This window comes from Halomonas sp. HAL1 (assembly GCF_030544485.1).
GTDB lineage: Bacteria > Pseudomonadota > Gammaproteobacteria > Pseudomonadales > Halomonadaceae > Vreelandella > Vreelandella arctica.
The window spans coordinates 2,835,250-2,859,924 of the sequence record NZ_CP130610.1; the positions used below are offsets into that span (position 1 = coordinate 2,835,250).

Annotated in this window: 30 protein-coding genes and 2 pseudogenes; 9 read left to right on the top strand and 23 right to left on the bottom strand. The window is 48.1% G+C overall.

Annotation, left to right across the window (positions count from 1 at the left end; all coding sequences use genetic code 11):
• The first annotated feature begins 6 nt into the window (after positions 1–6).
• Both recD and Q3Y66_RS13315 read left to right on the top strand, forming a co-directional pair.
• Positions 7–2,286 carry an exodeoxyribonuclease V subunit alpha gene (recD, locus tag Q3Y66_RS13310; RefSeq protein ID WP_238528568.1) on the top strand — a complete coding sequence of 760 codons (2,280 nt, stop codon included), beginning with the start codon at positions 7–9 and terminating at the stop codon, positions 2,284–2,286.
• A gap of 110 nt (positions 2,287–2,396) precedes the next feature.
• Positions 2,397–3,662, top strand: coding sequence for an N-6 DNA methylase (locus Q3Y66_RS13315; RefSeq protein WP_008958931.1), 1,266 nt, complete (start codon positions 2,397–2,399; stop codon positions 3,660–3,662).
• A 12-nt stretch (positions 3,663–3,674) separates the two neighbouring features.
• On the opposite strand, the gene Q3Y66_RS13320 is transcribed toward Q3Y66_RS13315, so the two are convergent.
• Positions 3,675–4,319: an MAE_28990/MAE_18760 family HEPN-like nuclease gene (locus tag Q3Y66_RS13320; protein WP_008958930.1), complete on the bottom strand. Its 645-nt coding sequence runs from the start codon at positions 4,317–4,319 to the stop codon at positions 3,675–3,677.
• Positions 4,309–5,430 (bottom strand): DUF262 domain-containing protein, encoded by a 1,122-nt coding sequence (locus tag Q3Y66_RS13325; RefSeq protein ID WP_008958929.1) that lies wholly within the window; start codon positions 5,428–5,430, stop codon positions 4,309–4,311. The genes Q3Y66_RS13320 and Q3Y66_RS13325 overlap by 11 nt, the downstream gene beginning before the upstream one ends.
• 657 nt (positions 5,431–6,087) lie before the next feature.
• Between Q3Y66_RS13325 and Q3Y66_RS13330 the strand changes: the two genes are divergently transcribed.
• The gene (locus tag Q3Y66_RS13330; protein WP_008958868.1) at positions 6,088–7,104 is read left to right on the top strand and encodes an IS30 family transposase; all 1,017 of its coding nucleotides are present in this window, start codon (positions 6,088–6,090) and stop codon (positions 7,102–7,104) included.
• A 183-nt stretch (positions 7,105–7,287) separates the two neighbouring features.
• On the opposite strand, the gene Q3Y66_RS13335 is transcribed toward Q3Y66_RS13330, so the two are convergent.
• The gene (locus Q3Y66_RS13335; RefSeq protein ID WP_008959955.1) at positions 7,288–7,449 is read right to left on the bottom strand and encodes a hypothetical protein; all 162 of its coding nucleotides are present in this window, start codon (positions 7,447–7,449) and stop codon (positions 7,288–7,290) included.
• Between the two features lie 206 nt (positions 7,450–7,655).
• A complete protein-coding gene (locus Q3Y66_RS13340) occupies positions 7,656–8,066 on the bottom strand; it encodes a DMT family transporter (RefSeq protein WP_083832300.1) in 411 nt (136 codons plus the stop codon).
• 37 nt (positions 8,067–8,103) lie between these two features.
• Here Q3Y66_RS13340 and Q3Y66_RS13345 point away from each other — a divergent pair, with 37 nt between their 5' ends.
• Together Q3Y66_RS13345 and Q3Y66_RS13350 are read left to right on the top strand one after the other, a co-directional pair.
• Positions 8,104–8,418: a LysR family transcriptional regulator gene (locus Q3Y66_RS13345; RefSeq protein WP_193365468.1), complete on the top strand. Its 315-nt coding sequence runs from the start codon at positions 8,104–8,106 to the stop codon at positions 8,416–8,418.
• A gap of 143 nt (positions 8,419–8,561) precedes the next feature.
• Positions 8,562–9,455 (top strand): DMT family transporter, encoded by an 894-nt coding sequence (locus tag Q3Y66_RS13350; protein ID WP_008959958.1) that lies wholly within the window; start codon positions 8,562–8,564, stop codon positions 9,453–9,455.
• A gap of 19 nt (positions 9,456–9,474) precedes the next feature.
• Here the strand turns inward: Q3Y66_RS13350 and Q3Y66_RS13355 are convergent, their stop codons facing one another.
• From Q3Y66_RS13355 to Q3Y66_RS13365, 3 genes and pseudogenes are all read right to left on the bottom strand, one after another.
• Positions 9,475–10,422, bottom strand: coding sequence for a LysR family transcriptional regulator (locus tag Q3Y66_RS13355; RefSeq protein WP_008959959.1), 948 nt, complete (start codon positions 10,420–10,422; stop codon positions 9,475–9,477).
• Between the two features lie 41 nt (positions 10,423–10,463).
• Positions 10,464–10,745: a DUF427 domain-containing protein gene (locus tag Q3Y66_RS13360; protein WP_083832302.1), complete on the bottom strand. Its 282-nt coding sequence runs from the start codon at positions 10,743–10,745 to the stop codon at positions 10,464–10,466.
• 128 nt (positions 10,746–10,873) lie between these two features.
• A pseudogene (locus tag Q3Y66_RS13365) lies at positions 10,874–11,188 on the bottom strand (EamA family transporter); the annotation flags it as partial.
• Between the two features lie 45 nt (positions 11,189–11,233).
• On the opposite strand from Q3Y66_RS13365, the pseudogene Q3Y66_RS13370 reads away from it, so the two are divergent.
• A pseudogene (locus Q3Y66_RS13370) lies at positions 11,234–11,518 on the top strand (ATP-binding domain-containing protein); the annotation flags it as partial.
• Positions 11,519–11,780: 262 nt separating this feature from the next.
• Here Q3Y66_RS13370 and Q3Y66_RS13375 read toward each other — a convergent pair.
• The 11 genes from Q3Y66_RS13375 to Q3Y66_RS13425 all read right to left on the bottom strand — a co-directional run bounded on the left by Q3Y66_RS13375 (position 11,781) and on the right by Q3Y66_RS13425 (position 19,386).
• Positions 11,781–13,469, bottom strand: coding sequence for a DUF2326 domain-containing protein (locus Q3Y66_RS13375; RefSeq protein ID WP_008959962.1), 1,689 nt, complete (start codon positions 13,467–13,469; stop codon positions 11,781–11,783).
• Positions 13,456–13,692, bottom strand: coding sequence for an ABC-three component system middle component 6 (locus tag Q3Y66_RS13380; RefSeq protein WP_008959963.1), 237 nt, complete (start codon positions 13,690–13,692; stop codon positions 13,456–13,458). The genes Q3Y66_RS13375 and Q3Y66_RS13380 overlap by 14 nt, the downstream gene beginning before the upstream one ends.
• On the bottom strand, positions 13,679–14,227 hold the full coding sequence (locus tag Q3Y66_RS13385) for an ABC-three component system protein (RefSeq protein ID WP_008959964.1): 549 nt from the start codon (positions 14,225–14,227) through the stop codon (positions 13,679–13,681). The genes Q3Y66_RS13380 and Q3Y66_RS13385 overlap by 14 nt, the downstream gene beginning before the upstream one ends.
• 8 nt (positions 14,228–14,235) lie before the next feature.
• Positions 14,236–14,574, bottom strand: coding sequence for a hypothetical protein (locus Q3Y66_RS13390; RefSeq protein ID WP_008959965.1), 339 nt, complete (start codon positions 14,572–14,574; stop codon positions 14,236–14,238).
• Between the two features lie 184 nt (positions 14,575–14,758).
• Positions 14,759–14,887 (bottom strand): hypothetical protein, encoded by a 129-nt coding sequence (locus tag Q3Y66_RS13395; RefSeq protein ID WP_008959966.1) that lies wholly within the window; start codon positions 14,885–14,887, stop codon positions 14,759–14,761.
• Between the two features lie 84 nt (positions 14,888–14,971).
• Positions 14,972–15,265, bottom strand: coding sequence for a hypothetical protein (locus Q3Y66_RS13400; protein ID WP_238528599.1), 294 nt, complete (start codon positions 15,263–15,265; stop codon positions 14,972–14,974).
• A 147-nt stretch (positions 15,266–15,412) separates the two neighbouring features.
• Entirely contained in the window at positions 15,413–15,763 is a 351-nt protein-coding gene (locus Q3Y66_RS13405) for a carbon-nitrogen hydrolase family protein (RefSeq protein ID WP_238528600.1), read from the bottom strand.
• 254 nt (positions 15,764–16,017) lie between these two features.
• Positions 16,018–16,617, bottom strand: a complete 600-nt coding sequence (locus Q3Y66_RS13410; protein WP_008959968.1) for a glutathione S-transferase N-terminal domain-containing protein — start codon at positions 16,615–16,617, stop codon at positions 16,018–16,020.
• On the bottom strand, positions 16,617–17,405 hold the full coding sequence (locus tag Q3Y66_RS13415; RefSeq protein ID WP_303319493.1) for a YbfB/YjiJ family MFS transporter: 789 nt from the start codon (positions 17,403–17,405) through the stop codon (positions 16,617–16,619). Before Q3Y66_RS13415 ends, Q3Y66_RS13410 begins: the two co-directional genes overlap by 1 nt.
• A complete protein-coding gene (locus Q3Y66_RS13420; protein ID WP_368411715.1) occupies positions 17,396–18,829 on the bottom strand; it encodes an IS4 family transposase in 1,434 nt (477 codons plus the stop codon). The genes Q3Y66_RS13415 and Q3Y66_RS13420 overlap by 10 nt, the downstream gene beginning before the upstream one ends.
• Positions 18,826–19,386 carry a YbfB/YjiJ family MFS transporter gene (locus tag Q3Y66_RS13425; RefSeq protein WP_303319495.1) on the bottom strand — a complete coding sequence of 187 codons (561 nt, stop codon included), beginning with the start codon at positions 19,384–19,386 and terminating at the stop codon, positions 18,826–18,828. The genes Q3Y66_RS13420 and Q3Y66_RS13425 overlap by 4 nt, the downstream gene beginning before the upstream one ends.
• Before the next feature lie 147 nt (positions 19,387–19,533).
• Here Q3Y66_RS13425 and Q3Y66_RS13430 point away from each other — a divergent pair, with 147 nt between their 5' ends.
• Positions 19,534–20,421: a LysR family transcriptional regulator gene (locus tag Q3Y66_RS13430; protein WP_008959971.1), complete on the top strand. Its 888-nt coding sequence runs from the start codon at positions 19,534–19,536 to the stop codon at positions 20,419–20,421.
• Between the two features lie 32 nt (positions 20,422–20,453).
• On the opposite strand, the gene Q3Y66_RS13435 is transcribed toward Q3Y66_RS13430, so the two are convergent.
• The 4 genes from Q3Y66_RS13435 to Q3Y66_RS13450 all read right to left on the bottom strand — a co-directional run bounded on the left by Q3Y66_RS13435 (position 20,454) and on the right by Q3Y66_RS13450 (position 22,835).
• Complete coding sequence (locus Q3Y66_RS13435) at positions 20,454–20,741, bottom strand: type II toxin-antitoxin system RelE/ParE family toxin (RefSeq protein WP_008959972.1); 288 nt, start codon at positions 20,739–20,741, stop codon at positions 20,454–20,456.
• Complete coding sequence (locus Q3Y66_RS13440; RefSeq protein ID WP_008959973.1) at positions 20,738–20,926, bottom strand: hypothetical protein; 189 nt, start codon at positions 20,924–20,926, stop codon at positions 20,738–20,740. The genes Q3Y66_RS13435 and Q3Y66_RS13440 overlap by 4 nt, the downstream gene beginning before the upstream one ends.
• 243 nt (positions 20,927–21,169) lie before the next feature.
• Positions 21,170–21,868: a haloacid dehalogenase type II gene (locus Q3Y66_RS13445; protein WP_008959974.1), complete on the bottom strand. Its 699-nt coding sequence runs from the start codon at positions 21,866–21,868 to the stop codon at positions 21,170–21,172.
• Positions 21,849–22,835 (bottom strand): MFS transporter, encoded by a 987-nt coding sequence (locus Q3Y66_RS13450; protein WP_008959975.1) that lies wholly within the window; start codon positions 22,833–22,835, stop codon positions 21,849–21,851. Before Q3Y66_RS13450 ends, Q3Y66_RS13445 begins: the two co-directional genes overlap by 20 nt.
• A gap of 109 nt (positions 22,836–22,944) precedes the next feature.
• On the opposite strand from Q3Y66_RS13450, the gene Q3Y66_RS13455 reads away from it, so the two are divergent.
• A complete protein-coding gene (locus Q3Y66_RS13455; RefSeq protein ID WP_303319496.1) occupies positions 22,945–23,871 on the top strand; it encodes a transposase DNA-binding-containing protein in 927 nt (308 codons plus the stop codon).
• Positions 23,775–24,359, top strand: a complete 585-nt coding sequence (locus Q3Y66_RS20975; protein ID WP_368411716.1) for a transposase — start codon at positions 23,775–23,777, stop codon at positions 24,357–24,359. Before Q3Y66_RS13455 ends, Q3Y66_RS20975 begins: the two co-directional genes overlap by 97 nt.
• Here Q3Y66_RS20975 and Q3Y66_RS13460 read toward each other — a convergent pair.
• Entirely contained in the window at positions 24,342–24,623 is a 282-nt protein-coding gene (locus tag Q3Y66_RS13460) for a hypothetical protein (RefSeq protein ID WP_303319497.1), read from the bottom strand. The genes Q3Y66_RS20975 and Q3Y66_RS13460 overlap by 18 nt on opposite strands.
• Positions 24,624–24,675: the final 52 nt, after the last annotated feature.

Consider the following 24,675-nt stretch of genomic DNA (forward strand, 5'->3'; position numbering starts at 1 on the left):
ACAGTTATGAGTAAGCGAGACACGGCTTCCAAGAACGAGTCCATGAACCTTGACCTGTTCGCAGATGACGCGCCGCCCGCTGCATCTGATTCAACCGCATCGGCAACACCACCGACAGAATCAGCCGCCAGTGCCACCCAGCCGCACTCCGCGCTAAGCGATACCGCCGCGCTATTCCTACTGTGTGAGCGCTGGGTTTCCCGTGGCTGGCTGCGGGATCTGGATCTGGCCCTGGTGCGCTTTCTCGACCGCGAAACCCAGAACGCACCGCCGCTGCTGTTGCTAGGCGCGGCGTTGGCCAGCCACCAGCTTGGCCGTGGCCATGTGTGCTTGGATATAGCTGCGACGCTGGAAGCGCCGGATTTTGCGCTTTCGCTGCCGCCGGAAGGTGACGACCTAAACGACCCGCCGCCGCTACCCAGCCACGTGCTGGCCACGCTAACGCTGCCCGAATGGCAGGCCGCGCTCAGCCACCCCACGCTAATCAGCGACGGCCCCGGCAATACGCCGCTGGTAGTGAGCCACAGCGTCAATACCAGTAAACTCTACCTGCGCCGCTACTGGCAGTTCGAGCAAACCCTGCACCAGGAAATAGCGCACCGGGTTAGTACTGGCAGCACGGCTGCTAGCCCACTACTTAAAAGCGCGTTAGAAACATTATTCCCCGCCAGCAACACCCTAGATTGGCAAAAAGCCGCCTGCGCCCTCGCCGCCCGCAGCCCCTTCGCGATCATCACCGGCGGCCCCGGCACCGGCAAAACCACCACCGTGGTGCGCCTGCTGGCCCTGCTGCAAACCCTACAGCTAGCAGAGCCCAACGCCCACCCGCTGCGCATTCGCCTAGCCGCCCCCACCGGCAAAGCCGCCGCACGGCTAAATGAATCCATCGCCGGGCAGGTGAAAGACCTACCCCTTAGCGGGTTGGAATCTCTATTAGATGAGCAGTCAGCCTCCTCATCAAATGCAATAGAAATTCCCACGGAAGTGACCACGATCCACAGGCTACTTGGCGCCCGCGCCGACACCCGCCACTTCCGCCATAACGCCGCCAACCCGCTGGCGTTGGATGTGCTGGTGGTGGATGAAGCCTCGATGGTGGATATCGAAATGATGACGGCGCTGCTCAGCGCCCTGCCCGCCAGCGCCAAGCTGGTGCTGCTGGGGGATAAAGACCAGCTGGCATCCGTAGAAGCAGGCGCCGTGCTGGGCGACCTATGCCGCCGCGCCGACGCCGCCCACTACACACCCACCACGGCGCAGTGGCTAGCCGAACTCACCGACCACCCGCTGCCGGAGGCATTAATCGACCCGGACGGCCAGCCGCTGGATCAAGCCATTACCATGCTGCGGGTAAGCCACCGCTTTACTGAAACAAGCGGCATCGGCCAACTCGCCCAGGCGATTAACCAGCCGCTAAGCGATGAACTAAGTGAACGGGATAAACACCAAGCCGTGCATGGCGTACTGAATAACGGCTACGCCGACCTGCACCACTTGGTACTGAAACCAGACGCACAAAACGAAGACAGCGCCCTGGAGCGCCTGGTGATCACCGGCAGCCCAGAACGTTTTCCCAATGCAGGCGAAGGGCGCACCGACCACAAAGGCAAGCCCATCGCCCCGCCCACCGGCTACCAGCACTACCTGAATACCCTAGCTAGTGAACGGCCTGATACGGCCCTGACGTTTGAAGAAAACGGCGACGCTTACGATGCCTGGGCGAAGGAAGTACTTAAGGCTTATAGCCTCTTTCAGCTGCTATGCGCGCTACGCAAAGGCCCCTGGGGAGTAGAAGGCTTAAACCTGCGCATCGCCAAAACCCTGCGCCGCGAAAAACTGCTGTTTGGCAACGACCACACGCTAGAGAAAGGCTGGTTCGAAGGCCGCCCGGTGCTGGTCACCCAAAACGACTACGGCCTGAAACTGATGAACGGCGATATCGGCATCACAATGGCGGTGCCAGATCCCCGCACGCCTGGTAGATCACTTTTACGTGTAGCCTTCGCTACCAGCGATTCAGAACACCCCATCCACTGGGTGCTGCCTTCCCGCCTGCACGCGGTAGAAACCGTATTCGCGATGACGGTACACAAATCTCAAGGCTCAGAGTTCCAGCACACCGCCCTGCTGCTACCGCAAACGCCCAACCCAATCCTCACCCGCGAGCTGGTCTACACCGGCATCACCCGCGCCCGCGACTGGCTCACGGTGATTGAGGCCAAGCGGGGGATGTTGAATGAGGCTGTAGTAAGGGAAGTGGTTAGGGTTAGTGGGGTTAAAATTTAAAACATCAAACCATAAAACTAGTACGCAGCTAAAAAAAGAAATACAATGATAGCTTTACCAGCCCTAAAACTATTTACCTCAGCCAAACAAAAGCAGCTTTAAACTACCGAATGAATCAATTCAGAAACCATAATCAAAATTTAATTAGAGCCATCGAAAACATTGTGGATAGCGGAGATTCAAACCAACTATCTGATCTAATTGACTTAGATGGTATAGATTTAATTGCTCGTCAACTGTTAACAGCTGAGGAAATGAAGAATGCTGGTAGTTTTTTCACAGGACAAGCTTTATCCAGTAGATTAATAGCTGACATAAAAAACACTATCACAGAAAACTCGGTAATACTTGACCCAACCTGTGGCACTGGAAATTTACTTATTGAAGCATCACGTCAATTAGCTATACAAAAAGGGCTCAAAGATACTCTTTCAAAATGGGGAGAGCAACTATCTGGTTATGATATAAACCCATCTTTTGTCGATGCTGCAAAACTAAGAATTATTCTTGAGGCTATCAACCGTGGTGCAAATAAAGATTGCAGCATTGACGAAGCCATGTTGTTACTTAAAAAAATATTGGCAAAAAACACATTAGAAACCACCAAAAAAGATCTAAAAAAAGTAACTCATATATTAATGAATCCTCCTTTCTCCAACTGGCAACTAGATGCTCCAGACTACTTTAGTAGTGGAAAAACTAACGCTGCAAGTGTGCTTTTGATTCATTTCATAAGAGCGATGAGGGAAGGCTGTTATATTAACGCAATTCTTCCAGATGTTATCAGATCTGGAAGTCGTTATGTAAAAACTCGACAATTTAGCAATGATAACATTGCTGCTGATTGTACTGTATGGGGAAGGTTTAACAAAAAAACGAATGTTGATGTATTTATTTTAGCAGGTAAAAAAGTTAATAAGAAGACGGGAATCAAGTGGCAGAAGGAAAGCCATGAACGCCCCGCGGTGTCTTCACGTTATTTAATAAAAATAGGACCTCTCGTTTCATATCGAGATAAAGAGGAAGGGCCGTTAGCGCCTTATATACATCAAAAAAACTCCCCGCATGGTAAAGCTATATCCTATATCTCTGAAAAGAGAAGGTTTAAGGGAAAATTATATACACCACCTTTTGTCGTAGTCAAAAGAACGTCTAGCCCAAAAGATAATCCAAGAGCTTCAGCAACATTGGTACTAGGCAAAAAACCTATCGCGGTTGAAAATCACATGGTCATAATCAAGCCTTTTAGTGGTTGTTTAGATGAGTGCTTAAAGCTACTCCATATTTTAGATAAAGAAACCACCACCGACTTCTTAAATGAGAGAATCCGTCTTAGACATTTAACAGTCAAAGCCATTGGAGAAATCCCACTTTGAAGCACCTAAACACTATTTAAGATACTCTTTATTAGAAGCGGCATTTATAACAATATTTTGAAATGTCATTATCATAGCCAGCAGGTCATCTTCAAGTTCACCGTAAATTCGCTCCAAATCATCATTACTTAGCTTTTCACCATGTGCTACTTTATTTCTATTATCAACCATCACTACATCAATAAAATTTTCTTTTAGTGAAAATGGTTTTGTATCTAATGCTAACTGATGCATTATATTAAACAAAACGCCAGTCTTTAGGTTAGACTCAGTATCAACAACTCTTTTTTCATTTATTTTTAAATTATCATTATCAGCATATATAATATATTCAAATATTTCTTTTTGCGAGGGGTGTTTTTTAAGCGAAAACCCCTTTGAAAATCTATCAGCCAAGCTTGACTGTAGAAAATTTTCTTTTAAATCTCTGTATTTAGGAGATATATGATTCAAATAACATACGTAGGCTTGTGATCCGCATTTTAAATAGCCTTCCCAATGAGAATAAAGTAACGCTACAGCTGACTTATACAATATAAGCTTTTCATTTTTACTTGCTTTCTCTATCATAAACTTAATAGTTGTAAACTCACGTTTTCGCCACGCTAAATCTTCATCTAAAGTAGACTCTAACTCATATAACGACCTAACCTTCATTAAAAACCTCAACACCTAACTGGTTCATCTTAACCATCCTATCAAGGGGTCTTACACGCCGTGTTAAGGTATTAACAAACTCCTCTTCAGCTGTAAGCTTTTTAGATTTTTCATTTACTTTGCTTATAATATATTCCTCATTTTGTCCATTTTCAAGCGCACTGGAAACCCCCTTAGTTAGCGCCTCATATACAGGTAAAGAAACAGCCCCCTCACGTTTATCCTTGGCGTGATTAAACTTTTTAAAAGAATCCTCACCTAGAGACTTATTAAATATAGCGAATGTTTTCTTAAAAATATCAGCCTCTAAATCATAATCAAAATCACTTTCTTTTTTGAACATATTATTCAACTGTTCATCTAAATACGGTCCGACATCGACATGATCGCCTCTAGTCTCAGGTGAAGAGTATCTATGTACAAAGAACCTTAAAGCAAGTTCTTCACCATAACATTCCTCTTGCTGTTTTTCTGAGATTGGAATAGTAGCCTTAAAATCATCTAATTGCGAAATACTCTGCAACCAAGAAAAGGCTTCACTATTAATCATCAGCAGCATACAGTTCCTCACTTCCTGATCTGAAAGCTTTGACCCACCAGTATTCAGCCTCTGAAATAACTCAAATTTAGTATCGCCTTCGCTTTCTTTTTTTATGATTTTTATATCTACTTTCTCTCTTTTGAATATCCGTTTTATCTCAACATGAATTTCATTATCAAGGTCTTCTTCATCACTCCATTTTTTACCTTCCAAAGCTGGAAGGTATCTTGTCTTTTTCAGCTGTAATGGAGGCAGAACTGCACCATCTTCTCCCTTTAACTTCCCTAAAAAAGAGAAGATAGTGGATAATCTTTGAAGCCCATCTACTACATCCCAAATACCATCATCCCTTTGAGCCACAAAGATAGAAGGCAAAGGTATACCAAGTAATATTGACTCGATTAATTTACTTTTTTGCTCCTCACTCCATCTATAAACACGCTGAAATTCGGGGTGTATATCTAACTCACCATCTTCATATAAATTGGCAAGCTCTCCAATAGACATCGGATAGGCATCAGTATGCACCTGTACACGAGCGACATCAATTTGACTTCTCAAATCTTCCATATTCTCTCCTTAATAATAAACAACCTTATCATACCACTGCAATATTATTTACTTCGAAAGAAAACCACTCTCCATAAAAAGGGGTTATCGTATTTTTTCGCATACCGCTTTCTCATAATTTTTGTATATAGCTATTTAACCCGTGACCAGAAGTAGCAACCCTTTTCATTTTATTAATACTAGCGACGCCAGCACTTAGATCTGTATAAAGGTAAAATTATCTATCTCTAGACTGGACGTCAACTTCTCCATCTGTCACATTATAAGCAAGGACACTGGAGTTACCATTTACATTTTTATATATTTCCATTACTTCTTTATAGCCTTATACAGTCACAACAACAACCTAACACTAGCAATAGAGTATTGTATATATTGATAGATTATTAATTTCCATTTACCTTAATTTCTACACTGGCACTGTGTATCGCATACCCATTCTTATTTATTTGTCGCTGTACATCTATTTGATCTAGGGCGATTCGGGAGTTATTTAGATCAAGAAAAATCGAAGTTTTAAAGGGGGATAATGACAAAACATCAGGATCAATGTCTTTAGGTAATTTCAAACTAGCAACATCAGTTCCGGAAGGTACAGAAAGCTTGGCCGCAGAAACTGAGTGCAACACCTAAGAATTTTAGTAAGGTGTTGGATTTATGTCCTATTCAGAACTCAGCATCGAAGAACGTGCCACCATACAGGTAAGCCTCAGGCAAGGCATGAGTCTCCGCCAGATTGCTCACATGTTGAGACGTTCTCCGTCTACCCTCAGCCGTGAAGTACGGCGCAACCAAACTCAGTCAGGTGCCTACTGTGCTCATAGTGCGCAGACGCACCGCTGCGCTCGACGCATGGTTTGTCGCCCAAAACGTAAGCTGCTGTTGGGTAGTGAACGCTTTGAGCTGGTCATTCATATGCTTCGCAACCGCTTGTCTCCAGAACAAATAGCAGGCAAGCTCAAACGCATGATGACGCCCAGTTTTGAAGATGCTTACGTCTGCCGTGAGACGGTCTACAACGCCATTTACGCCTTGCCTGTGGGCCAGCTTAAGAAAGAGTTGATTCACTGCCTGCGCCAAGGAAAATCGACCCGTAAGCCTCGCCGTGGTCAGGTCGATCGCCGTGGCCAAATACCCGACATGGTGAGCATTCACCTTCGGCCACCGGAGATAGAGAAGCGCGAAATGCCAGGCCACTGGGAGGGCGATTTAATCAAAGGTAAGAACAATGCCTCTGCAGTCGGCACGTTAGTTGAACTCAGCAGTGGCTACGTCATCCTCGCCAAATTACATGACGCCACAGCGACCTCAGCTGTTGAGGGATTTAGCGCAGCACTCAACCGAATGCCACTAGCCGCACGCAAGAGCATGACGTATGACCAAGGCCGAGAAATGGCTAAGCATGCACAGATTACCCAAGCAACGGGTGTTGCAATCTACTTTTGTGACCCTCACAGCCCATGGCAACGCGGTAGCAATGAAAACATCAATGGCTTGATACGGCAGTATTTACCGAAAGGGACGGATCTGTCGCACCACACCCAAGAGGAACTTGATGCCATTGCATTACAGCTGAATATGCGGCCTCGAAAGCGCTTTGACTTCAGGTGCCCAGTTGAAGTGCTGGGCGAAATATTGGCGAAACACCAAGAAAGCCCACCAGCCATTCATTAAGTAGCGTTGCACTCAGAGACAGCATCCACCAAGATATTTATCGCCGTTCATAGTACTTTTATAGATATCAATCTTCATCTTTAAACTCTCTTAATGTTTCGGAAGAATTTTCAATATTGGCTATTATTCAGTTCATAATACAACTTTATCACTACTTACCATCTCATCACATACATAATATGATCAAACCACTTCCACTAAGCCAAACCTCTGCACGCCTCCACGTTGAATATAGTGCCGTGGCGGGTAGCGCAGTTGGATGGAGTCAGCAAGTAGCTTGCCATCCACATGCACCCGCACGCGCTGGTTAACGGGGTGGAGCTCGATGCGAGGTGCTTGTGGCATTAGGTTGTTCCCTGCGGCGATTTTTCGCTCTAGTAAAATTAGCCTAGCAGCAAAGTTCATTGAAGCCCATGCTCGGTTCATAAAACTTTAGGATGCGGCGGTAATTTGCGTCATGCCCATACTACCCTCTATTCCATACAACCGCCCCGCTAGTGCCTTTCTTTACCAGGCATGGTGGCGCTTTGCCCATGAGCCGGTCTTGGTAGTTAGCTCTGCCTTACCCTCCCGCTTGCCTGGGTGGTGAGGAGCAAGCCGCTCACAATCAGCCCAGCCCCAATGAAATCCCCCATGCGCAACGGCTCCCCTAGTATTAGATAAGCGAGTAGTACGCCGAAGAACGGATTAAGAAGATGATAGCTTGATGCCGTCGAGGCGCCGCTGATGCGGATCAGTACTAGCCAGGACTCATTCCGCCGATCGTCATGACAAGTACAAGATATGCAATCGCTATCATCGTAGCGGTAGAAGGCACGGCAAGCGGCTGCCCAAATACCATGGCCATAGGAAGAAGCGCGATGGATTGCCAGAGATTGGCCTGCAAGACGGGAAGGCCAACTCCTTGGCCGCGGAAGAACACGGTGCCACTGGCAAAAAGCGAGCATGCCCCCAGTTGCCATAAGCACTCCCCAAATATCAACCTGCAGCCCGCTAGCAATGCCAGAGATGACACAAAGCCTGAAACGGCTGGAGGAAATACTTGGTTGTAAGTTGCTTGAATGCCATCCAGGTCACTTCTTTAGTTTGCCGACAGACGGCGAGCGTATTCTTTCCGCCGTCAATGAGATACTTGCTCGTACGTCTGAGGCGGTGAGTGCCATGCAACAACTGGAAATTGCCGGACGCCTGCTGATTGGTGTTCCCGATGATTTCAAGGTGGTGGATCTACATGGCGCTATTCCCCGGTGCGCCGAGCTAAACCGCAATCTGCGCCAGGAAGTTGTCTCTGCGCTTTCCCGAGGCTCGCAGTAGATCACTTAGTTGTTAATGAGCCGCCAATACTGCCCCTCATTCATTACGTTTCGTAAAGTGTCCCTGACCAAATCTTCATTATTCATAATCATTGTATCTCGCTAGCCTTTCCTTAGTAACAAACCCACTAAGGAGAGATTCCAATGACATCAAATACAACCACGATCCCTCGTTTTCGCCCAGGCGTGGCCGCCCTAGGGTTGCCTTTGCTTTTCATCGTTATGTGGAGTTCTGGCTACGTGGCTGGCAAAGCAGCCCTGCCATTTGTCGGCCCATACACCATGATCTTTCTGCGCTTCGCTAGTGCCGCCCTGGTTCTACTCATGGTCGCCGTTGCAACACGCGCACCGTGGCCAAAAACGTGGAAGGAGGTTGGCCACATTGCGGTTGTCGGGCTGCTGATTCAAGCAATGCAGTTCTCAGGGCTCTATACCGGGATCAATCTCGGCGTGAGTGCGGGGGTTTCGGCGCTCATCGTAGGCACAATGCCTATCTTCGTTGCACTTGGTGCCAGTGTTTTTCTTGCTGAACGTATAAAGCAACATCAATGGGTTGGGCTTCTGATTGGTCTAGCAGGTGTTGTATTGGTCGTTTCTGAAAAGTTCTCTTTTGGAGAAGCGACGCTCGGGGGATATATCGCGATTCTCTTCGCCCTGCTTGGTATCACGTTGGGCACGCTTTACCAGAAGAAATTTTGTACAAGCATGGACCTACGTACGGGTGGATTCATTCAACTGAGTGTCGCAGCAACATTTGCTTTTGCTGCAGCTCATACACTTGAAGACCTGTACTTCCAAGTCACACCTACTTTCTTATTCGCAACAAGCTGGATGAGTCTTGTGAACTCGATTGGAGCCATCAGCGTGCTTTACGTCATGATTCGTCGCGGCGAGGCAAGCAAAGTGGCCAGCCTCTTCTACCTCATACCCGGCATGACCGCCCTTATGGCCTTTGTGATACTCGGCGAAACACTTCACCCGTTAGCCATGATTGGCTTTGCAGTCACCGCCTGCGGGGTTTATCTGAATAACCGCTAGCGGCCCCCCCTTGCCCCAATCACATAGCGCATGGCACTTGGAGAGGCGCAACTCCTGCTTTCTGTTGTTCAGAAGAGTCCCAGCAGCGACGAATAAACTGAATCAGCCACTCTACTTGGTCGGACTCAACGGTGGCCGCGGTTTTAATGCTGATTCGTACATCCGGCAGCGCGGGGAGTTGTTGCAAATTTATCGGTGAGGCGAGCCCATACTGCGAAGGGATAAAAGGTAGAGCGCTCACACCCAGGCCCGCCTTGACCGCTGCTAGTAAATCGCCTAAATCACGCGCCTCGTAAACTATGCGCCATTGCAGTTGACTGTGCTTGAGCCTGTTGATTTGCAGGTCTCGTAGTATGCACGGAGGAGAAAAAGCAACTAGAGGAATCTCATTACAGGAATCTAGTAAAGAGTGTTGGGCTCCTACCCAGGAAAGGCGTCGGTCTGCCACACGTACGCCTTCTAGTAAATTCGGACGCGATGTGTCAGCAATGTCGACAGCGATGACCATATCAAGCTTTCCATCATTGAGCTTATGTTGCAGTACCGTTGAGCGTCCTAGCTGAGGAATAATACGAATTCCCTCTTGCTCAAAAGGCAAGGAGGCCAGCATGATCGGCAAGTAGTCTTGAGCAAAATATTCAGATACTCCCAAGCGAATCTCTTTTGCAACTCCACGATACTGCCCGATCTTATCGAAAGCTTCGTCGTTGAGGGCAAGAATTTGCCGCGCGTACCATAGAAAGAGTTCACCTGCCTCTGTAAGACGCCTTCGACGCCCATAGGTCTCAAAAAAAGTATTTCCAAGCTGTTCCTCAAGCCGACGCACATGGTGAGAAACAGCCGATTGAGTTAGGTGTAAGGCCTGCGCCGCTTCCGAGAAGCCACCGTAGTCGCTTATCGATACCAACGTACGCAACAGTGTTGTGTCTAAATTAGCCTTACGTGCGGTCTTTATTATGTCAGTCATGAGACCCCCTTAGCCCTCAGATACACATTCTCTTATACGCTTTAGAAAGAATTAAATACAACTAGACTCCTGAACCGACCCGGGATTCCCGGAGGCTCCAACCCTCGAGAGGATGAAGCTATGAACAAATCAAATCGATGGCAGGGGGTCGTGGTTTCAGAAAGGGTAAGCAAATTCATCCGCACGTCTTCTCGTGGGAAATATTGGCGTGCCGGGTAGCGGTGTTCGAGGGCTTGGTTGGAGTCAGCTAGCAGTTTACCATCAACATACACCTGCACTCGCTGGTTAACGTGGTGGAGCGTAATGCGAGATGCCTGTGACATTAGGTTTTCCCTGCGGCGTTATTCGCTCTAGTAAAATTAGCCTAGCAGTTGTCTCTGTTGAATCCCACGTCTTCCTCATTAAACTTTAGGCTACAGCCATGACCTGTGTCATGTTTAAGACATCAGGTCTATTTCTCTACCAGAGCCTTACCCGTTCCCTGCCTGAATTGTTTCAGGATCAGGCCAATTACAATCAGCCCAGCCCCAATGGAGTTCGCCATGCGCAACGGCTCCCCTAGTATTAGATAAGAGAGTAGTACGCCTAAGAACGGATTAAGTAGTTGATAGCTCAATCCCGTCGAGGCGCCGCTGATGCGAATCAGCACAAGCCAGAGGCTCATTCCGTCGATGGTGACCACAAGTACCAGATGAGTGATCAATATCATCGTATCGATAGAAGGCACAGCATGCGGCTGACCAAACGTCATTGCCATGGGTAGTAACTCGACAGCGACAGCAACCGATTACCAGAGAAATCGCAGAATAACCCGATTTACTGAGTGCTGCCTTCCTATCTAAACACGGTTGAAACCGTGTTCGCGATGACGGTACACTAATCTCAAGGCTCAGAGTTTCAGCACACCGCCCTGCTGCTACCGCAAACGCCCAACCCAATCATCACCCGCTAACTGGTCTACACTGGCATCACCCGCGCCCGCGATTGGCTCACGGTGGTGGAAGCCAAACGCGGGGTGTTGAATGAGGCGGTGGTGAGGAAGGTTTTGAGGGTTAGTGGTGTGTGGGGTAAGAAAAAGATACATTCCAATTTCTAATAGTGTCAGTTCTCGGACAGAAACAGTACTTTAGATGGTGTTTATAGAATACCCAAAACACTGGAAGAGCTTTACTTTTCCCGCGTGCTTCATTTTTTATGCAACGCCCTTAATTCTTGCGATTCGATCTTCTATGTATTGCACCTCAGCAACATTCCAACTGCTATGCTCGCTGCGTAAAGACTCCTGGGTAGAAGGATTAAACTAGTGTATAGCAAGCACGTTACACGTAACGTAGCGGAAAGCTTTCATTCGGCAGCGACTATACTTTAAAAAATTTATCGCGTTGGGAAAGCTCTAATATCATATGCTTTTTATATTTCTGATACTGATCATCCGGTAACTTATCTGAGAGCATTGATAAAATATGCTGTCCAGCTAACTTACAAGATTCTTCAAACAATTTTTTAATATAATTAATATGAATATCATCGATGGAATCATGAAGCACAAAATTAGGTCTATACACTTCCTCAGCAGCTACAGTTTTTATATAAGACAAATCAAAAAGCACAACTTCTAGTCTTTTCAAACCTCCCTCACTATTAGACTGTACCTCATCAACAGTAGGAGAGCATTCACCCTTAATTTCATCCACATTCAAACTGAAATTGTAACCAACTTCATAAAAGCTTTTTGTATATGCTTTAAAAGTATCAACAAAGACCTTCTCAAAACTCCTTACACTTTCCAGCTCTTTCTCTAACTGCCGGGAAATATTTTCTAACCTCTCACTTTCATCAAAATACTTTTCCTCAATTGTTTCTTTTTGTTCGACTATTGCATTAAGCTTTAAAAGTTCCTTATTCAGCTCACCTATCCTTTTGACTGTATCAGACAACTCTTCAACTTCCTTCTTAGATTTCATTTCTTTGTAAAGAAGATTTCTTCTTTCTTTCAGCCCATTCATCTCCTCTTTATATCGTCGTTTTTTTATTTGGATATCTTCGAGCCCATCTGAAACAAATTCTTTTTTTGCATTTACAAGCTGTTTATGAAAAATTAATGACTCGCTATAATCAACAAGAACGGAATCTACTTTAGCTGAAGCATAGCCATAAACCGCGCGCAGCTCTTCAATCAAATAATATTGATCTTCGCTAATAAGAAGCTCATTAGTTTTAGAAATATTTCTCAATTTCAAATCTAATTCGAGAACTTTATCTGACAACGAGTTTTGCATATCATCGACATCATTTATCTTGCTAACGATTTCAAACTTATCTATACCTCTGTCTGTAGAAAAAAATGAATTCTCGAGCTTCTCAACTTGTTTTTTAATATTATTTATAGAGCTTAGGATTTTTTGCTCAGAAATAACGCCTTTAAAAGAAATCACTTGCCGATCATATCTTTTAACAGCATTCTTTAACTTATGCCTTTTACTAAGAATCTCTGTATTACTGAAATTAAAAAGATACAAAAAAACTGTACTTACATCAGACTTAGAAACGCTTCTTCCATTATCAAACTTCACAGTATGCAACATACGATATTGATTAGTTCTAAAAAACTTGGGGGCTAGCTTTCGAATAGTTGGCTTTTCTGAGAAAACATTAAAAACAGTTTTCATAATGTGTAAGATATAATCTTTTCTATCCACTTCCACGTCATTTATATAGTAGCTTTGACAAATAGTAATAGTGGATAAACGACGCTTGATTGTGCTTAAAGACCCTTTAAGCCCTTTATACTCCAAAGAGACGTAAACGATTTTATCAGTAAGTAGCAACTCTATTTCGCTATTAGGTGTACCAAACTCTTCGTCGATATATATTGGAGCAATTGGGCCATCAAAAAGGTAATCAAGGACCCTGCCGAGCGTGGATTTTCCAACGCTATTCCCTGGAGCGCTATCTTTCAGGTTTGTAATTATATTCAAGCCATCAAGAAATGGGATTTCTCTAACCATTTCCCCGTCAACTTCTAAAACAAACTTATTCAGTCTCATTAACAATCACCTCACTACCATTGCATCTAATCGCTGATAAAATATAAAGCCAATCTAAGGTGATTATAATATAATCAACAGATATAAATAACTCACTCTCTCCAATCTCAAAAACTTTCTTTATCTCCATCCGTTTATTTTTTTGTCTTCTTATTTTTCTTAATATATATGCACCTATGTACAAAACATTAATCTCTGGATCACCTCCTTTAATTGGTAACATTAGGGCTCTCCAGAATAAGGCATTCCACAAATGCATGAGCAACAACAATATTAACACCGAGTTCAACTTGCTCTTTATATGACGGTAAGTTTGAAGATTTATAAACAAACTTCTTTAACTGACTCACCACACTATCAACAATGCAATCCGCATGCTTTCTAATTTCAACAATGTCTACATCATATGGATCAATCTCAAATTTAGTTAACGCCTTATTATACATATCGTTCAACAAGATCATTGCAGTTTGTTTGCCATTAATTATTTGCTTATCTACAACAGCATAAGCCCTTTCAATATTTGAAGAATATGACTTGTACTGTTGTACAATAATTCTTTGCCTTTTTAAATGATTATGTTCTATTTTTTTTAAAACTGTTGATGGGAAATTTCGATTTTTTAAATCCATTTCAACTGAAGCTGTAACAATATCACTAATAATAATATTAATTATTGAGTCAACCTTAGACTCTGGCGATTCAGTCGTGTTAAAATCACCTTCAACAACACCTATCGAAACTTGTGTTCCACACATAAAACCCCTTACTTCAGCTCAAGGTTAACATCGCCTTTAACCACACCTTGATTGACATTATTTTTGCCTTTTTGACTTACTTTATGGCAATCAACGCTAATCTCACTGTTTTCAATTTCAACGATTTTTTGCTCCAGGTTAGTATTTACGATACGCAATTCGCTATTAGTCAAATCAAGACTTTTATTTTCGATTTTTAAATTATTATATGAAACTTTCAGCGCAGCAAAATACTTATTTATTTTAGCGGCCTCATTTCTTTTCACTATAGAATATATAAACCCAAAAACAGTAAACACCCAGGCAACAGCTGCACCAAAAGGTGAGGAGAAAAAACTTAAATCCACGACAACCTCCAAAATCTAGCACCATAAAAAAATTAAATTAAAAAGACATGCTCAGAGTAGTTTGGCCAAGTAACTGCATATTCTCAAAGCATCCTAAACAATTATTGTCTATAGAAATATTTTATTACTATTTAGAATGCAATACGAAATTAAGTAAACCTACCAGAGTACCTTCACTAGAAAATTAGTAACGTGGCGGATAGCCGTGTTCACGTAAATGAAGCATATTCGTGGAGTCGACTGGCAAAATGCCATTTACCTGCACTTGCATACGCAGCTTGGTAAAGTGAAGCGTTATACGGGCATCCTGCATCGTATATTCCCTGCGGCGTTGTTCGCTCTAGTGCTTCGAGACTAGCAGCAAACATAAATTAAGACTACCTCGGAAGCTTGGCTTTTAGTCGATAACTGATTCTTTGTAATGAGTGTGAGTCATCACTTCCACGCTACCGCTTATGGCACCGTGATTAATTTGGCACAGCACTAAGCTGGGCTGGGTAACGTTAGACTTAATGCTTAGCTCGCCTGCTGCGTTCCAGCCGCCGCTGTTACCGCAGGTTTGCCACCCGCCCGTGGTGGAAACGTGGTTAGTGAGCAGTACCGGTAGTTGGTGGCGTTGAGCTATAGCAGCAAGTAGCTCGGCATCGTGGGTGTAACCGCCTGGGGAGATCAGCGCGCTGGCTAGGTACACGTCCGCTTGATGGGCAGCGGCGGTAGCGGCGTGGCTGGAGTGGGTGAAGTCGGCGCAAACGGCCAGGGCAATGCGGGTGCCGTTAACGTTGATAAGGCCGCTTTCGTGGCCTGGGGTGCAGTAAGCACCCTCCCCTTCGTGAAGGTGCTATTTTAGGTAGAATGTGTGTTCGCCGTTGGGGAAACAGATCACCGCTGCGATGTAGGGTTTGCCGTTGGGGTTGTGCAGCGGGCAGCCTGCGATCACTACTATGTTGGTGGCCACGGCAGCGGCGGTGAGTGCGGCAAACGTTTTATCGTTACGGGGCATGGCCAGCTGGCTGAGTAGCGCCAGCTCGTAACCGGTGAGCGAGAGTTCGGGAAAGGCCACCACGTTGGCCCCTAGCGAGGCGGCGCGTTCTATGTAGGCCAGGTGCGTTTGCAGGTTTTCGTCTACCGCCGCTTTGATGATGGGCAGTTGGGCGAGTGCGATGGTGATGGGGGCTTGGGTAGTGATCATTTTTATCGCTTTGCTGGCTGGGTGCTGGAATGGTCGCGGGCTAAAGCCACCTCCCACAGTGCTGGCTCACTCTAGGGGCGGTTCGGTCGCGGGCTTAAACCGCCTCCCACTGTGCATTTATAATGCTTTTTGCCATACAAGGTTAGTACCGCTTCTCAGCAAAAGACAAAAGCGGCTAGGTGATGTTTGACCAGACGATAACACCCCGCAGTAGCGAGGCGATACTGGCAGCCAAGGTATAAGCGCAGGCTTTGCTAAACGAATGCAGTCTGCTCAAAGCTTGCCCGTGCGATCACCCCAGAATGCCATGACTGCAACTGTGGATACTCTTCTTTCCAGCTCACCTCTGGCAACCTGAAAGCTAAGTAATCTAGCGCAACGGCTACAGCGATTTCACCGAGATTAACTGACGAGGCAAATGGTTTTTTAAGCTCGCTGTCCAGTTGCTTGAAGATTCGCTGTATGGCTCGTTGGCGCCTTAGCCCGAGTTCACTCTCTTCAACCTCATGGCCATAATGCTTTCTTGAAATCACGATCGTGAAAGCGGCATCCATCAGGTTTTGGCCCAACCCAGCCAAGTGCAACACATCACCCAAACACGTTGAGGGAATCATTGGCTTGTTGGGACTGATGCCATCCAGATAAACGGCAATCAGCATCGACTCGCTTAGCGTGGTGCCGTCCTCCGTTATCAGCGCCGGAATACGCCCCGCAGGGTTGGTCTTTAATAGAGCGGTATCGTCTACCCAGGGGTCGCACCACTTCAGCGTAACGGCCTCATCTAGCCCTTTTTCAATTAAAACGATGCGCGCCAGGCGCGCATAAGGTGACGTTGCGTTCAGGTAGAGTTCCATTATTGCCTCCTATTTTGAACAGTGAGATGGCTGTGGCGCTGTTGCTGCACACCACGGCTTCGAAGCACCAGCAAAAAGCCTCCCGCTAGCATGAGGCCGCCGATGGCAAACAGTGGTGCGTAGGTGCCCCAGAGCTCGTAGAGCGCTGACATGGCATAACCTGCAACCGCTTGGGCGGCGGCAAAGGCGGCGGTGGCTTGCCCCCAGAGCTTCTTGTGGGCGATTGGCCCTACCAACTCAGCAAGGCGGCCAGAGGTGAGAGCGACAATGCCGGGGATCATCGCCCCCACCATGAACGAGGAAACCGACTGGCTGAGCAGTGCGAGTGAGAACACCGGCAGCAAGACGGCGGCAGCCTTCGCTGCAAAGGCGATCATTAAGCCACCCTGCCAGCCCACTCGATGCGCCAGTGCACCTACCATGAACGGCCCACACAAGGCGCCCAACCCGAAGATACCCCACTGCAATGAAGCCGCTTGATTGCCCAGGGCGTTTTCCCTGGCAAGGTAGTCCACCCAGAACACGGTATGGGGCACAAAACCAATCGCATCCAGGGCGTAAGCGCCAACCACCAACATCACGATTACCTTTACACCCGCACCCCCTGAGGGGTTATTCCCCCTTGGGCTAGCCGTGATCGGTGAGGCTAAGTGTGCCACGCCCTGTTGTTGCAAAAAATAGTCGCACAAAAGGCCAGCGGCAATACACAGCAACCCAAGCGTGCCCCAGGTGACGGAGAGGCTTAACCCTAAAAGTAACGGTACGATAAAGCTTGCAATTACCCACAAGTCGATGATGCATCTGGATTGGCAGCTTGGAATCCAGCAACGAGATCTGCTAAGCGGATGAAGCCTCGCCATAGAACGGTGGATCCTGGGAGAGGATCACTTGAGCGATCCAGATAACCACCCAGGCGAGCGACAGCGGTCATATAAAAAGCTGTATCGCGTCGTGTGCCTTGTCTGTTTGACGGCATTGATCGGTCGAGAAGAGCTCTTTCAATATCAGTAAAAACAGCTGCAGGAGAGGTCGTTGAGGATTGGCGCCGCAGTATAGTCAACCATGATATTCGCCAGGACACGACACAGCAGAGCGCAATGCAGTTGGCAAGTCGATCTGCGGTAGCGAGACGTATATCCTCAATGCGGCAACCCGTTTTCAGCGTCTTGAAGAATGTCTCGATATTCCAACGCCGTGAATACCAAATAAGCTTTTGCACTGCGTCGGCGTGAGTGGCAACGGGAAGGTTAGTGGCCAACTTCCAGATTATAGGGGAACGCCCTTCGGGCGGGTTTTTCTCTTCTGCAAAAATAATACCAAGCTTCTGTTTTGGGTATTTTTTCTGTTTTCCAATCGGTGGACAAACTGTCATCTTTGCATGCTTGACCGATAGGGTCGCCTGCTGTTGATTGCCTCGCTTGTCACGAAAGTGAATATCGTGTGTTCCACTGACCTGAGTCTCGGCCATCACTTGAGAAATCGTAGTGCCTCCCTCCTCGGCGAGACGATCAACGCAACTGCGGATCAAAAAGTAAGTGCCAAGATCTTGAGCCAGACAAAAGAGTTCAAAAATGTCACTCTCGCGATCACCGATATGCACGCACCGTTCAGGTGAACCTGCAAGCTCAGTAGAACGCTGCAGGTTGTCGAGCCAACGCATGCTTTCTTTCTGCTCGATGGGTACGCGGGTCGGATTAACTTTGCGCTTGAGAGCTTCTGTGCCTTTGAATTTATTCCGCGTCCAGAATTTGGCAGCTGTCAGGCCCAAGGGCAGCCCTTCCGTTGTGATAGCCAGACTAGCGTGCATTAAAAGCCCGCAGACGGTATGTTTAAGGTGCCGTCCTTCTTTCATCTTGCGCCCGGTTGATTCATTGATGAAACCAATCTTCTCAGGTGACGAGCGCTTGAAGGAAAATTCGGTTGTATCCTGCAGGATCAATATGGGGCCATCGGTGGCTTGGATGCGCAAAGCAGAGGCGGCAAAATGTCCCTCCAAAATCTTGTCCTCGCTGACATTCTCATTCGCGAAGAAGCGATAGGCGGCCTTGGTATTGGCCCAGTCCTGGAATGCGGTGGGTAGTGATTTGTCTGGCCGATCACCGAGTGCTTCCAGCATGACAGCCAACCTTTGATTCAGTCGCGCGTCCCCCAAGTCGCAGCCAGTCATTTCCTCGTTCACCCAGTGTTGTCCCATATTGATACCTCTTATCATATCGAACGAACTGAGAAGCCAAAAAACACATCGGGCTTTACTTTATCAACGGTATGCTTATGTAGCTGATGACTTGTGGGTAATTGCAAGACGATAAAGGCCGAAAGCAGTGCGCCAAAGCCAATACCGGTAAACACCATGGCGCCGACACGCGTTCGCCTTTCAGGGGGCGTGGCCGCCAGCGCCAGCGAAGGGCCAACGACCATTAAGATGGCCCCGGCAATGCCGGAGATTAGTCGCCAGAAGAAAAACCACAGGAAACCACCCGCCCCGGCGCAGAGCACAAAACTGAGCGCGATACCCGCGAAGCTTGCGGCCATCACCATGCGAGGAGAAAAGCGCTCACTCAGCGAGTGGGCGGCGAGTGCGCCGATAAAGTAGCCCAGCAGGTTGGCGGCCCCCAGGTAGGCGCCTTGGCTCGCGGTGAACCAACCCTCTTGAATAATCGCAGGCAATAGCGGCGTATAGGCGAAGCGTGCGATGCCAATCGCCGCCAGGGTCGCCATTATGCCTGTCATCAGGGCGGGCAGATCGTGGGTAGTGAGTGTTCGCTTCATCACGCCAATTCCTTTTTGTGACACCCTTTGGTGGGGTCGGCAGCACGTTGGTACATCGTCAGACTACGCGCGAGGAATTATTTCTAGAAACGATTAGTTTTGATCGCTACTATCTTGTTTATAGATAACCTGACAGGGAGACGGCGCGTGCAACTTAAATCGCTGCGACTGCTCGTGGCCGTGGCCGACACCGGCAGCTTTGGGGCGGCGGCCAAACGGCTGCACACGGTGCAATCCAATGTGACCACCCACATTAAAAAGCTCGAGGAGGAGTTAGGCGTACAGCTGATTCACCGTGCGGGGCGGGTTCGCCCTACGAGTGCCGGGTTGGCGCTGGTGGAGTACGCCGAGCGCATGCTGACGGCCCACGATGAAGCGGTGTCGCTGTTCAAAGGCCAGGAGAAGGCGTGTGGGCGGCTACGCATAGGCGCCATGGAGACCACGACGGCGTTGCGCCTTCCGCCGATACTGGCGGCGTACCACGCAGCGCAGCCTGACGTTGATATCCAGATCAAGACCGGGCCCACGGCTGAGCTGGTTGAGTTGTTGCTTAACGGGCAGGTGGACTGTGTTTTCGTGGCCGGGCGGCTCGAGCATGGCCGCTACCACTCGCTCAAAGCGTTTAGCGAGCAGCTTGTCTTAGTCAGCTCAACGCCTATGACGAAGATGCCCTCTTCACAAGCGCTGCTGACGTCCGCTTTCTTGGCGTTTCGTCAGGGGTGCAGCTACCGCCAGCGTATTGAGCTGTTACTGGCGTCCCAAGGAGTTAATGCGGGCAGGATCTTCGAGTTTGGTTCACTGGATGCGATGCTTGGCTGCGTTGCTGCCGGGATGGGTTACACGGTGCTCCCCCGTGGCACGGTTGACGCCCATCAGCACCGGTTCGGAATTCACACGCTGGCACTGCCCACCTCCATCGCCAATATCGATACCTATTTTGTCGCCCCCGAAACCTGGACACCCGCCCTGGCAAGCTTCGCTGACACCTTGCGTGACGCGGTGGTGGTGAATGAGCCTCAGTTGACTGCGTCGTGAGGTGGGCGCCGACACTACGCTATAACGTTGCCCTATTCGCTTTTCAGTCGGTTCATAGATGCGTGTAAAACGGCGAGAACGTCAATTTGATCTGGTTTGATGTAGTAAATAATGCGATAAGCGCCACACAAGACTTCCCTTATTTGAGCGATATCGTACTCCGGCACCTTACGTCCTGAAGCGGGGAAATCACCAATCTGTTGTGACCTTCGGGTGATTTTATCAACGGTGCTCAACGCATAAGCTTCTGAGTCCTGCGCGATATAGGCATAAATCGCGTCCAAATGGGCTTCTGCTGTTGCTGTCCAAAACACATTCATTCAGGCAAGCCGTATTTCTTGCGAATATCCGCCACACTCGTAATGTTACCCGCTTGGCTATCTGCCATGCCCTTTTCGATGGTCTCCCGAACGTAGATCTCATGCATAAGGTCTTCCCAAGTGGCATTCACAGGAAGTTGCTCAATTAGCTTGTGCGCGTCGTCTTTGCTCATCGTAGCTGACATGGTGACTACCTTTTTTAGGTACGTAGAAAATACTTTTAGAGGATACCTTAGGTTACCGAGAGTGTTGCGGTTTATGCCATTTTCTGCAAATACATCGCGTGTGTCCTTTTAAATACTTTTGATTGGCTCCGCTATCTGCTTGCGCGTGTGCTTGGCAATAAACTCACTGCTCAAATACTTAATACCTATAGCTGCCACTCTTTTAACAACGGCTAACCAGCCCTAACAGCATGTATTGTTGGCTCACTCTATTAGTAGATGCTCGCTCAGCGCGACGAGGTCTTCAGCCACAAAATCCCACGCTTTTTCTGCTTCTAAATCTTTGCTCTGGTGGGGCCCATACTCTGTACGCCGGGGGATAAACGCCGTTTTCATTCCCAATGCTCGGGCAGCCCCCAGATCGTAATTGTGGGCCGCGCATAACATTACCTCTTCAGGCGGCAGGCGCAGCAGGCCGCAAGCCCCTAAATAGACCTCTGGGTCAGGTTTATAGTGTTGGAATAACTCGGCGCAAAACACCATATCCCAGGGCAGTTTGGCGTGACGGGCAATGTCCACCATTAGCGACAAATTGCCGTTGGTCAGCGTGCCGATAATATAGTGCTCTTTTAAGCGCTGTAGGCCGTTCTGAACATCCGGCCAGGGCTCTAATTGGTGCCAAAAGTGATTGACGCGATCAATGGTCGCCTCGTCTAGCATAATGCCATGTTGATTGAGTAGTTTGACGAGGCTTTCTCGGTGCAGGTCATCCAACCCCATCCAAGGCACGTCACCTTGCCGTACTCGGTTCATCGAAGGCGCATAGTGCTGACGCCATTGATCCGTTATCACTTCACTGGGTAGTTCAATCCCCAGCTCTTTCTGCAGCTCATTGAACTGATGAATCAAACTGGAGCGCCAATCAACAATAGTGCCAAATACGTCAAACACGATCGCTTTCATTATTTTCTCCTTGCCGCTGGATAGTCATTAATAGCCCCAATAACGTCATGGCGATCAGCAAACTCCAGCCAAGCATAAAACTGCCACTGATATCTAACAGCCACCCAAGGAGTGGTGGTATCGATACAATCGCCAGTTGGTTAATCGCCATGGCCAGGCCTAGTACAAAGCCGGTTTTATCAGCAGGTGCAGACTCAGCCACATACGCTACCCAAGGGCCGTACCAACCAAAACCAAAAAAGCCCAGCCAGGCCATCAAGCAACCCAGCATGAGCGTTGAGTGTAGCGGCAGCCAAACCAATACCAGCAGCCCTACGATTACCGCCACCATGCACACCATGACCGGGAAATAGCGCGAGCGACAGCGATCACTCCAGGCCGCCAGCAAAATACGCCCTGCAACCCCGGCCCCTTGGGCTACGAATAGCAACGTCGCCGCCTGAAGTACCTCCATCTGCAAACGGCTATGCAGATAGAGCACGGTAAAAATCAAAATGCCGTACTGAACCGAGATCAAACTAATACCGGACGCCATGATCTGTTTCATGGCCGGTTCACGAATCATTGCCAATCGCGATAAGACGACTTTTTTTACGCCACCTTCAGAGGCTCTTGCAACCGGCAACACGCTACCAGGGGCACGGTAAAAAAGCATAAAGACCAACGCCCCGAAGATCGCAATCAGCCCGCCCACTAGAAAAGAGGCGCGCCAACCCCAGGTGATCGCGACGGTTGGCAGTATAATCGCCGCCAGCGCCCCACCCAGCGGCAAGCCCGCCTGACGAATCCCCATGGCAAAGCCTCGCTGAGATTTATCAAACCAAGCGGCTACCGATTTGCTACCGCCGGGTTGGGCGGTACTGTAGCCTGCCCCTACGATGACCAAAAACAACAACATGGCCCAGTAACTCTCAGCCAGCACGGCAGCGCTAAGCGAAATGCCCACAACAAGGGTGCCTACTCCCACCCTTGCAATTACCCACAAGTCATCAGCTACATAAGCATACCGTTGATAAAGTAAAGCCCGATGTGTTTTTTGGCTTCTCAGTTCGTTCGATATGATAAGAGGTATCAATATGGGACAACACTGGGTGAACGAGGAAATGACTGGCTGCGACTTGGGGGACGCGCGACTGAATCAAAGGTTGGCTGTCATGCTGGAAGCACTCGGTGATCGGCCAGACAAATCACTACCCACCGCATTCCAGGACTGGGCCAATACCAAGGCCGCCTATCGCTTCTTCGCGAATGAGAATGTCAGCGAGGACAAGATTTTGGAGGGACATTTTGCCGCCTCTGCTTTGCGCATCCAAGCCACCGATGGCCCCATATTGATCCTGCAGGATACAACCGAATTTTCCTTCAAGCGCTCGTCACCTGAGAAGATTGGTTTCATCAATGAATCAACCGGGCGCAAGATGAAAGAAGGACGGCACCTTAAACATACCGTCTGCGGGCTTTTAATGCACGCTAGTCTGGCTATCACAACGGAAGGGCTGCCCTTGGGCCTGACAGCTGCCAAATTCTGGACGCGGAATAAATTCAAAGGCACAGAAGCTCTCAAGCGCAAAGTTAATCCGACCCGCGTACCCATCGAGCAGAAAGAAAGCATGCGTTGGCTCGACAACCTGCAGCGTTCTACTGAGCTTGCAGGTTCACCTGAACGGTGCGTGCATATCGGTGATCGCGAGAGTGACATTTTTGAACTCTTTTGTCTGGCTCAAGATCTTGGCACTTACTTTTTGATCCGCAGTTGCGTTGATCGTCTCGCCGAGGAGGGAGGCACTACGATTTCTCAAGTGATGGCCGAGACTCAGGTCAGTGGAACACACGATATTCACTTTCGTGACAAGCGAGGCAATCAACAGCAGGCGACCCTATCGGTCAAGCATGCAAAGATGACAGTTTGTCCACCGATTGGAAAACAGAAAAAATACCCAAAACAGAAGCTTGGTATTATTTTTGCAGAAGAGAAAAACCCGCCCGAAGGGCGTTCCCTATAATCTGGAAGTTGGCCACTAACCTTCCCGTTGCCACTCACGCCGACGCAGTGCAAAAGCTTATTTGGTATTCACGGCGTTGGAATATCGAGACATTCTTCAAGACGCTGAAAACGGGTTGCCGCATTGAGGATATACGTCTCGCTACCGCAGATCGACTTGCCAACTGCATTGCGCTCTGCTGTGTCGTGTCCTGGCGAATATCATGGTTGACTATACTGCGGCGCCAATCCTCAACGACCTCTCCTGCAGCTGTTTTTACTGATATTGAAAGAGCTCTTCTCGACCGATCAATGCCGTCAAACAGACAAGGCACACGACGCGATACAGCTTTTTATATGACCGCTGTCGCTCGCCTGGGTGGTTATCTGGATCGCTCAAGTGATCCTCTCCCAGGATCCACCGTTCTATGGCGAGGCTTCATCCGCTTAGCAGATCTCGTTGCTGGATTCCAAGCTGCCAATCCAGATGCATCATCGACTTGTGGGTAATTGCAAGACTCCCACCACCAAACGTTCACTGAACCTATCCAGCAGCTCCCCGGCAACCAACAGCCCGACCAAAGGCACCAACTGAGCCGCCGAAACCAGTACCCCAATCTGAAATGCAGAGAGTGCCATATCTGCCTGTATATAAACGCTGATGGCCCCGATACCTTGAACGAAAAAGCATGCCGCTGCTTGAGAAAGGGTGGCTATTAACAAAATGACCCAGCGGTAGTTTTGAGTAGAAGCCATCGGTAGCAGCATCGTCATAGGGGGTCTCAGCGCATTGAGCCTTTACTTAGCATTACCCATTTCTTAGCGT